Genomic DNA, 8,224 nt, shown 5'->3' with positions numbered 1-8,224 from the left:
GCGGGAATGAGGTGTCATAGTTTAGCTTATTACCCGTAAAAAGTTCCCCCATTTTTCCCAAAACAATCAACTACCACTTCGTAATAACAGTTTTTGCTTTTCTCTTAAAGACTTATCCTCGGTTATACCCTATTTCTGGGGGAACTCCTGAAGTTCATGCGGGTTCAGATAGGGAAGGCAGCCTCAGATTCTCAGTTCTATCCCTATTCTTGGGGAGTGCTACTATTCTTGATAATACCGCTATTTTTAGTATATCATTAAAATATGTTCGGGATACTTGCAAAAATAATAGGCACAAAAAACGAAAGAGAACTTAAACGTCTCTGGCCCATTGTTGAGCAGATTAATTCCTTTGAGCCACAGATCTCCTCCCTCTCTGATGGAGACCTCAGGGCAAAGACAGATGGGTTCAGAATGAGGCTTGAGAGCGGAGAGCCTCTCGATGAAATCCTTCCAGAGGCATTCGCAGCTGTAAGGGAAGTCTCTAAAAGGATGCTGAAAATGAGGCACTTTGACGTGCAGCTCATTGGCGGCATAGTCCTTCATGAGGGCACGATAGCTGAGATGAAAACTGGTGAGGGTAAGACCCTTGTTGCTACTCTGCCTGTGTATCTCAATGCCTTAACAGGCCACGGCGTTCATGTAGTAACGGTCAATGACTACCTCGCCAAAAGGGATACCCAGTGGATGGGGCCGATTTATCATTTCCTCGGTCTTTCTGTTGGTGTTATTCAGCATGAAGAATCCTTCCTTTACGACCCTTCATACCATGCGGCTGACAGGAGGCTTCACAATTTGAGGCCGGTTACCAGGAAAGAAGCCTACAATGCTGACATAACTTATGGCACAAATAATGAGTTTGGCTTTGACTATCTGAGAGATAACATGAGATATGACATAAATGATTATGTCCAGAGAGAGCTTAATTATGCAATAGTTGACGAAGTTGACAGCATCCTGATAGATGAAGCAAGGACACCTCTTATAATATCAGGGCCCTCTGAGGAATCAACTGACAAGTATTACAGGATAGACAAAATAATCCCCAGGCTTAATAAGGAAGATTACGTTATAGATGAAAAAGCAAGGACAGCTATGCTGACAGAAGAGGGCAATATAAAGGTTGAGAGGTTTTTAGGTGTTGGTAATCTCTATGACCCGTCAAATATTGAGCTTTTGCATCATGTCAATCAGGCTCTCAAGGCCCATACTCTCTTTAAGAGGGATGTTGACTATGTTGTAAAGGACGGAGATGTGATAATAGTTGATGAGTTCACAGGCCGTCTTATGCCTGGAAGGCGCTGGTCTGACGGGCTCCATCAGGCAGTCGAGGCAAAAGAGGCTGTAAAGATTGAGAGTGAAAATCAGACACTTGCCACAATTACCTTTCAGAACTATTTCAGGATGTACAAAAAACTTGCTGGAATGACTGGAACAGCCGACACAGAGGCAGAGGAATTCGGAAAGATTTATAATCTGGATGTTCTCGTAATCCCGACGAATAAACCTATGATAAGGAATGATTACCCTGATGTTGTTTATAAAACCGAGAAGGGCAAATTTAATGCGGTTATTAATGAGATAATTGACTGCCATAAAAAGGGCCAGCCTGTCCTTGTTGGCACCATATCTATAGAGAAATCAGAATTGCTGAGCGCGATGTTAAAAAAGAAGGGTATTCCCCACGCTGTATTAAATGCAAAATATCATGAGAGAGAAGCCGAGATCATTGTTCAGGCAGGCAGTAGCCATTCAATTACCATAGCTACCAATATGGCAGGAAGAGGCACTGATATTATCCTTGGAGGAAACCCTCAAGGTATTGCAAAAGATATTTTAAAAGACAAAGCTGAATATGCAGAGAAAGAATTTGAGGAGGCTCTGGCAAAAGCCCATGACCTGTGCGCAAAAGATAGGGAGAAAGTTATTTCCTCAGGAGGAGTTCACATCCTTGGAACAGAAAGGCATGAAGCCAGGAGAATAGACAACCAGCTTAGAGGCCGTTCTGGCAGGCAGGGCGACCCCGGCACCTCAAAATTTTATTTATCTCTTGAAGACGACCTGATGAGGATTTTTGGTTCAGATAGGATTGCAGGGCTTATGGGAAAACTCGGCATGGAAGAATCTGTCCCGATCGAACACCGACTGATCACAAGGGCTATTGAGAATGCCCAGAAAAAAGTGGAGGCCCACAACTTCGACATAAGAAAGCATCTCATCGAGTATGACGATGTGATGAACAAACAGAGGACCGAGATTTATTCCTTCAGGAGGGAAGTACTCAGTAGTGATGGGCTCAAAGACAGGGTTTTAGAGATGGCCGAAGATGTGGTTGATGAGGTCTTGTCCGTTTACTGCCCTGAAGACAAACACCCTGAGGAATGGGACATAAAAGGCATAAAGGATGCTCTTTACAGGCAGTTCTCCATAGATATGGGGATTGAGGTGCGTGGTTTCGAAAAGTTCCGGCAGGAGATATTAGATGCTGTAAAGGGGGCTTATGAAGCCAAGGAGATTGAGATAGGAAGTGACACATTAAGGTATTTAGAGAAGGTAGTTGTCCTGCAGGTGGTTGATTCTCAGTGGAAGGACCACCTTTTAGCAATGGACCATCTAAAGGAGGGCATAGGGCTCAGGGGTTATGGCCAGAGAGACCCTCTTGTTGAGTATAAGAGGGAGGCTTTTGAAATGTTCTCTGAGATGAGTGGAAGGATCGCTTCAGAGGTTGCCAGCCGGCTTTTCAAAATCCAGATTGCAAGGGAAGAAGAAGTTGAAAAAAAGATAGCCTTAAGACCTCATAAAGTTCAATACAACAGGGGAGATGGCGGGGAGAGGCCACAACCAGTTGTCAAAGGTAAAAAAGTTGGAAGAAATGAGCCCTGTCCCTGTGGTAGCGGTAAGAAGTATAAGAAATGTTGTGGCCTGAATGCGTAATGTACTTCTTATAGATAAAGGAAGGTCTTCAGTATATAATTTTGAGCGTCCCCTTGAAGATGCAGGTTATTTTCTTACCAAAGCGCGGAGCACTAAAGAGGCTTTGTCTTACCTTAAAAAAGGCAATATTGACCTGATTATAATTGACAGAATTTTTTCGTCCTGCGCTAACGACTTCAAAGAATTTCGTAGACTTACAAAAGACATACCGAAAATAGTTTTTTCAAGCAGTAAGACCTTCAGGGGCATGGGGGTGTGGGTAAAAGATAGACTTACAGCGCCTGTTTATGAGCCTCTGTCTTTTAAAGAACTTGAATATCAGCTCGGAAAACTTATAGAAGAAAAATCGATAAGGGAAGAAAGTCAGAGATTGGAGACTGAACTGCGGTTACAGAAAAAGGAGCTCAGTTTTTTTGAAGAGATCAGCAAGACCCTGACATCGGCCCTGGAACTTAAAGATATCCTGAATACAATTATGGAAAAGACAAAGATGATGACCAAGGCTGAGGCATGGTCCATCCTCCTCGTTGACGAGGAGACAGGCGAGCTCGTCTTTGAGAAGATAAGCGGCAAAGAGGCCAGGAAGATACAGAAGTTCAGGCTGAAGATGGGCGAGGGGATTGCCGGCTGGGTTGCAAAGGAGGGGATTCCTATAGTGGTGCCTGATGTATCCAATGACCCTCGCTTCTCTTGTAAGGTCGACAGGTCTATTCATTTCAGGACAAAATCTCTGATGTGTGTCCCGATAAAGAGTAAAAATAAGACCCTCGGTGTCATTGAGGTGGTTAATAAGACCACAGGCGAGCCTTTTACAAAAGCAGACCTCGACCTTCTATTGAAACTCGTTGACCATGCAGCAGTCGCTATTGAAAGGGCATCCCTTTATCAGAAAATGACAGAGATGGCTATTACCGATGACCTGACAAAACTGTTTAACCTCCGTTATCTGAACCGCACAATTGAAACGGAGATAGAGCGCTCAAACCGTTACGGTTCGTCTGTTTCTACTATTTTCATGGACCTCGATTATTTCAAGAATGTGAACGACCAGCACGGCCATATTGCTGGAAGCAAGGTCCTTGTTGAGACTGCCCAGTTACTCCTCAGAGGTCTCAGGACTGTAGATATTGTGGCCAGATATGGAGGGGACGAATTTGTAATAGTCCTGCCCCAGACATCTCCGAGGTCGGCTTTTCAGATAGCGGAAAGGCTCAGGAAGGCTATTGAACAGCATGTCTTTCTGAAAAAAGAGGGGTATCCTCTTAAACTCACAGCAAGCTTCGGGATTGCGTCCTATCCTGAGAATGCAAAAAGCAAAGATGAACTTATTCACCTTGCAGACGAAGCCATGTATAAGGTGAAATATGCAACCAGAAATGGCGTGTATGCCATAGCGACTGGTTAGCCCAAAAGAGACATGGAGCAGGTAGTTTCAGAATTTCTATAATCGACAGATTATTTATATTCTGTTTTAACTTTTTAGTTTTAATGTTTTTTGTCAATTCCATAATGTCTTTTTTATAAGGTGTCGTATATCCCGAAGCATCGGGATTCCCCTACCTGCTCCATGTGATTTGTCAGGAATAGGTTTATTGGTATTACTAAATTTTAAAGCTTGGGGTTAGCCGCGGGGATGGTATTGTTTGTGAATCTTTCTGAGTCTTTCAGAAGTCACCTTCGTATATATCTGTGTGGTAGAAATATCAGCATGGCCAAGCATTTTCTGTACGGCCCGCAGGTCAGCGCCCCCCTCAAGTAGATGGCTTGCAAAGCAATGTCTGAGAGTATGGGGTGAAATACCTGAAGGCATGTCCTGAGCGGACATGCCGAAGGATAACTCTTTTGCATAAGAGACGATAATTTGCCACAACCTCTGCCTTGTCATTTGTTTACCGCCCTGCGATAGAAACAGGATGGACGAGTCCCTATCCCTGAGGAGTTTGGGCCTTGCTTCATCAATATATTTCTTCACAGCCGCCAGGGCGTTTTCATTGATTGGCACAATCCTTTCTTTTGAACCCTTTCCTGTAATTGTTAAAAAGCCTGCCTCAAAATTTATGTCCCCCGGGCGTAAGTTTATTATCTCACTTGCCCTTAGTCCTGAGGAATAAAGCAGCTCAAGGATTGCGTTGTCCCTCAAACAGTGAACAGTGAACCGTGAACTGTGAACTGTTGTGAGAGGCATTCTTATTAGAGAGAAGACCTCGTCTATTCTTAATGTCTTTGGCAGCCTTTTCCATCCTTTAGGGGTTTGCAGATTCTCCGAAGGGTCCTCATCAATTATACCTTCAGAAAGCATGAAGCGACATAGCCCCCTTATTGTAGAGATGCTTCTTGTTATAGTTGGCGTCTGATTGCCGGAGTCTCTGAGATGGTTGAGATATGCAGTAATATCTGTTCTTGCAAAATCAGTAAGCCCTTTGCCAATACCTTTGAGATAGTTTTTGAATTTTTTAAGGTCTCTTTTATATGCCTCGAGTGTGTTTCTGGAAAGCCCTTTTTCTACTGTTAGATAATTATTGAATCTTTCGATTATGTCTGTCATTAAGAAGATTTTAATTCTTTAATCTAAATAATGCAATTGAACATGCGGTTTAAAATGCAATATTCAAATCAGGTTATAGTAAAGCGTTGGATTCCCATCTTAAAAGAGTATGAGAGGACCAAGGCTAAGATTAATCCGCGACCCTTTAAATTCGTAAAAAACCTATGTGATGCACACCACATATCGAGGAAAGAACTTGGTCGCTATTATCGCAAATGGATTCAAGACAATAAAATGGATGAGGCTCTTTTGCCCAGTAAGAGAGGCGTACGCCCAGGCTCATATTGATGTTTCGAAACTCCCCAAAGATATTCGATGTTCTTTTAAAAGCAAAGAGCTTTATATGGGCGCGGTTTGTGATGATTGCACGAGGCTGACCTATGCTGAAATACTTAAAGATAAAAAAGCCTCTACTCTTACATACTTTATGGAGCACTATCAAAATAGTGCTCCTTTTATGGCTCGCTCTCTATCCTGGTTTAAGCAAATATACAATTTTGAGTTTGAAGTTGTGATGTCTGATAATGGAGCTGAGTTTAAGGGGACTCTCGACAGGGAACATCCCTTTGAAACCATGTGCAGCGAACTGGGGATAAAGCACATATACACTAAACCCTATAGACCTCAAACCAATGGCAAAATAGAAGCCTTCTGGAAGATAATTAAGAATGAATTCTTTTATGGAGCACTTTTTCAGAAAGTGCTCCATTTACCCTAATTCATTTGAATCTGAGGGAAGATCTGATTATGAACCTTGGGAACTTTTTATTTGAATTTAATCATCTGAGAAAACACGGCGGATTGAATTATGAGACACCTTTTGATAAACTGCAAAAGGTTACCGAATTATTGAGATAGTACAACAGGTACATTATCTGAAAGGGCAGAAGTGGGAGATTGAAATTGTGGAAGGGAAGAAATAAATCATGACTGTACAGCGTCCTCACATCATTGTAATTGCAGGCCCTAACGGCGCCGGGAAATCGACAACCGCTCCCTCTCTGCTGAAGGGTACACTTAAGGTAACTGAGTTTGTTAACGCAGACTTGATTGCTCAAGGTCTATCGGGATTTCAACCTGAGGGTGCAGTTTTTCATGCAGGACGTGTGATGCTTGAGCGCATACATTATCTTGCAAGAAAGCGTGTTGATTTTGCTTTTGAAACGACGTTGGCCAGTAAAACTTTTGCTCCATGGATCAAAGATTTACGTAAAACAGGTTACGCTTTCCATCTGGTTTTTTTATGGCTACCGAATATCTCATTGTCATTGCAGGCCCAATAGGAGAGCCAAAATTGATAACTTACAATGATCAAAAACGGGGCTTAGTTGTAAACAATTCAGTTATTTGGCATAATATTGAAGAGAAATATGGCAGTAAAGAAAGAACATAAAGACAAAATCACAGAAGCGTTTGCTGACCCGGAGAAGATTACCCGAGCTCTGGCTCAGGGTGTTCGTGATGCTTTATTAAAGCACAAGCAGGCCGGTAATCCTATTGTTATCTGGCGTGACGGAAAAATTGTCTGGATTAAGCCAGAAGAGATACCTGTACAAAAATAAGGTTAACACTTCTTCTCCTTCTCAACCTTCTCCGATGTGCAGAAGCTTGCTTCTCGTTGAGCAAATGCTTGAACTGCACAAAAAGAAAACCTCCCTTCCTCCATCAGCAGAGCGTGATAAAATAGAGCTATTCATGCTCTATGATGAATATATAATGGAAGGACCATACATATGCATAAAGAATAACGAGCCGAGGGATTGCTGGAGGATAAAGGCATCTGGTATCGTGAATATCAAGCCTATAACTGATGGCACAGTCACATACACACCGATACAGGGTGGGGGCTCAGTTACACCAACAGAGAACCTCCAGAATGGAAAATACAGGACAAGGTATACAACAGGCCCTCAACCTGCTGTAAACAGGATAGATGCCCTTGGAGAGGCAACTGTAGAGGTGCCAGAGGTCTTCTATGATCCATTCACAGGGGAGGCAATAACAGAGGACTACGAAACCCCATATTGCCCTTAAGGACAGTTACATTACAATCAGGGCAGAAGGTCTTATTCAATAAAGACACAAAAGAGCCTGTAAAGAGCAGTCCTTCAAAGGCAATTTATACTGTCTATGGAGTAGATATAAAACTCACAGTCGAACCCCCTATCGTAGTCCTCGATGAAGAAGGCTATTCGAGAGCGGATACTACACTCAGATATACAATCCTCCCTTCAGAATACAATGCCATCATAGCAGATATAGACCTTTATGCGATAGACGACAGTGGCAATGAAGAATGGGCAGGGTATTTAATAGGGGATAAGACACAGGGAGAAGGCACAGGGGTGTTTGTAGCAGGCTCGTATTTTGACATCAACATGAAATACGAGGCAGAGGCAGTGCTTAATAGAGGAACGGATGTGGAGATAAAGAGTGGTGTTGAGATAAAGACCCTTTTTGGAACGAAGATTAAAAGAACAGAAATCCCAATCGCACAGATTCGTGTGCTTAATGATAACGAAGAAGTGATTAATCCTTCTGAGGGTGATGAAATAAAGTTCAGTGATGGGAGCAAAGAGAAGAAGAGATATCATATAGAGCTAAAATCGAGAGTTCTCACAGAGAAATGCGATAATCTCACAGGAAAGATCAGGGTAATGGATATAGATGGAAAAACAATAACCCTTGAAATAGATGGGCAGACAATAAAACCTCAGGATGCAGGATATTTCCCTGCCGAATATA

At 42.6% G+C, this 8,224-nt stretch carries 8 protein-coding genes; 7 read left to right on the top strand and 1 reads right to left on the bottom strand.

Annotation, left to right across the window (positions count from 1 at the left end; translation table 11 throughout):
- Positions 1-264 precede the first annotated feature (264 nt).
- Positions 265-2,934: a preprotein translocase subunit SecA gene (gene secA, locus HZC12_06240; protein MBI5026317.1), complete on the top strand. Its 2,670-nt coding sequence runs from the start codon at positions 265-267 to the stop codon at positions 2,932-2,934.
- A complete protein-coding gene (locus HZC12_06235) occupies positions 2,927-4,339 on the top strand; it encodes a diguanylate cyclase (protein ID MBI5026316.1) in 1,413 nt (470 codons plus the stop codon). The genes secA and HZC12_06235 overlap by 8 nt, the downstream gene beginning before the upstream one ends.
- A gap of 216 nt (positions 4,340-4,555) precedes the next feature.
- Here the strand turns inward: HZC12_06235 and xerD are convergent, their stop codons facing one another.
- Complete coding sequence (gene xerD / locus HZC12_06230; protein MBI5026315.1) at positions 4,556-5,479, bottom strand: site-specific tyrosine recombinase XerD; 924 nt, start codon at positions 5,477-5,479, stop codon at positions 4,556-4,558.
- 196 nt (positions 5,480-5,675) lie between these two features.
- Between xerD and HZC12_06225 the strand changes: the two genes are divergently transcribed.
- The 5 genes from HZC12_06225 to HZC12_06205 form a co-directional block, all read left to right on the top strand.
- The gene (locus tag HZC12_06225) at positions 5,676-6,197 is read left to right on the top strand and encodes a transposase family protein (GenBank protein MBI5026314.1); all 522 of its coding nucleotides are present in this window, start codon (positions 5,676-5,678) and stop codon (positions 6,195-6,197) included.
- Positions 6,198-6,405: 208 nt separating this feature from the next.
- Positions 6,406-6,762 (top strand): hypothetical protein, encoded by a 357-nt coding sequence (locus HZC12_06220; GenBank protein MBI5026313.1) that lies wholly within the window; start codon positions 6,406-6,408, stop codon positions 6,760-6,762.
- Positions 6,763-6,849: 87 nt separating this feature from the next.
- Positions 6,850-7,041, top strand: a complete 192-nt coding sequence (locus tag HZC12_06215) for a hypothetical protein (GenBank protein MBI5026312.1) — start codon at positions 6,850-6,852, stop codon at positions 7,039-7,041.
- Positions 7,042-7,105: 64 nt separating this feature from the next.
- Complete coding sequence (locus tag HZC12_06210; GenBank protein MBI5026311.1) at positions 7,106-7,513, top strand: hypothetical protein; 408 nt, start codon at positions 7,106-7,108, stop codon at positions 7,511-7,513.
- Positions 7,504-8,224 (top strand): hypothetical protein (locus tag HZC12_06205; protein MBI5026310.1); only part of this gene is annotated, 721 nt, incomplete at its 3' end. The genes HZC12_06210 and HZC12_06205, both read left to right, overlap by 10 nt.

This window comes from Nitrospirota bacterium (assembly GCA_016214385.1).
Lineage (GTDB): Bacteria > Nitrospirota > Thermodesulfovibrionia > UBA6902 > JACROP01 > JACROP01.
The sequence above is the reverse complement of the archived record's forward strand: the minus strand, read 5'-3'. Positions and strand labels throughout refer to the sequence as shown.

Bases quoted from the DNA above. Each gene is read 5' to 3' on its own strand.
- HZC12_06235 (MBI5026316.1), top strand. From the start codon at position 2,927: ATGCGTAATGTACTTCTTATAGATAAAGGAAGGTCTTCAGTATATAAT.
- HZC12_06220 (MBI5026313.1), top strand. From the start codon at position 6,406: ATGACTGTACAGCGTCCTCACATCATTGTAATTGCAGGCCCTAACGGC.
- HZC12_06210 (MBI5026311.1), top strand. From the start codon at position 7,106: ATGCTTGAACTGCACAAAAAGAAAACCTCCCTTCCTCCATCAGCAGAG.
- secA (MBI5026317.1), top strand. From the start codon at position 265: ATGTTCGGGATACTTGCAAAAATAATAGGCACAAAAAACGAAAGAGAA.
- xerD (MBI5026315.1), bottom strand. From the start codon at position 5,479: ATGACAGACATAATCGAAAGATTCAATAATTATCTAACAGTAGAAAAA.
- HZC12_06215 (MBI5026312.1), top strand. From the start codon at position 6,850: ATGGCAGTAAAGAAAGAACATAAAGACAAAATCACAGAAGCGTTTGCT.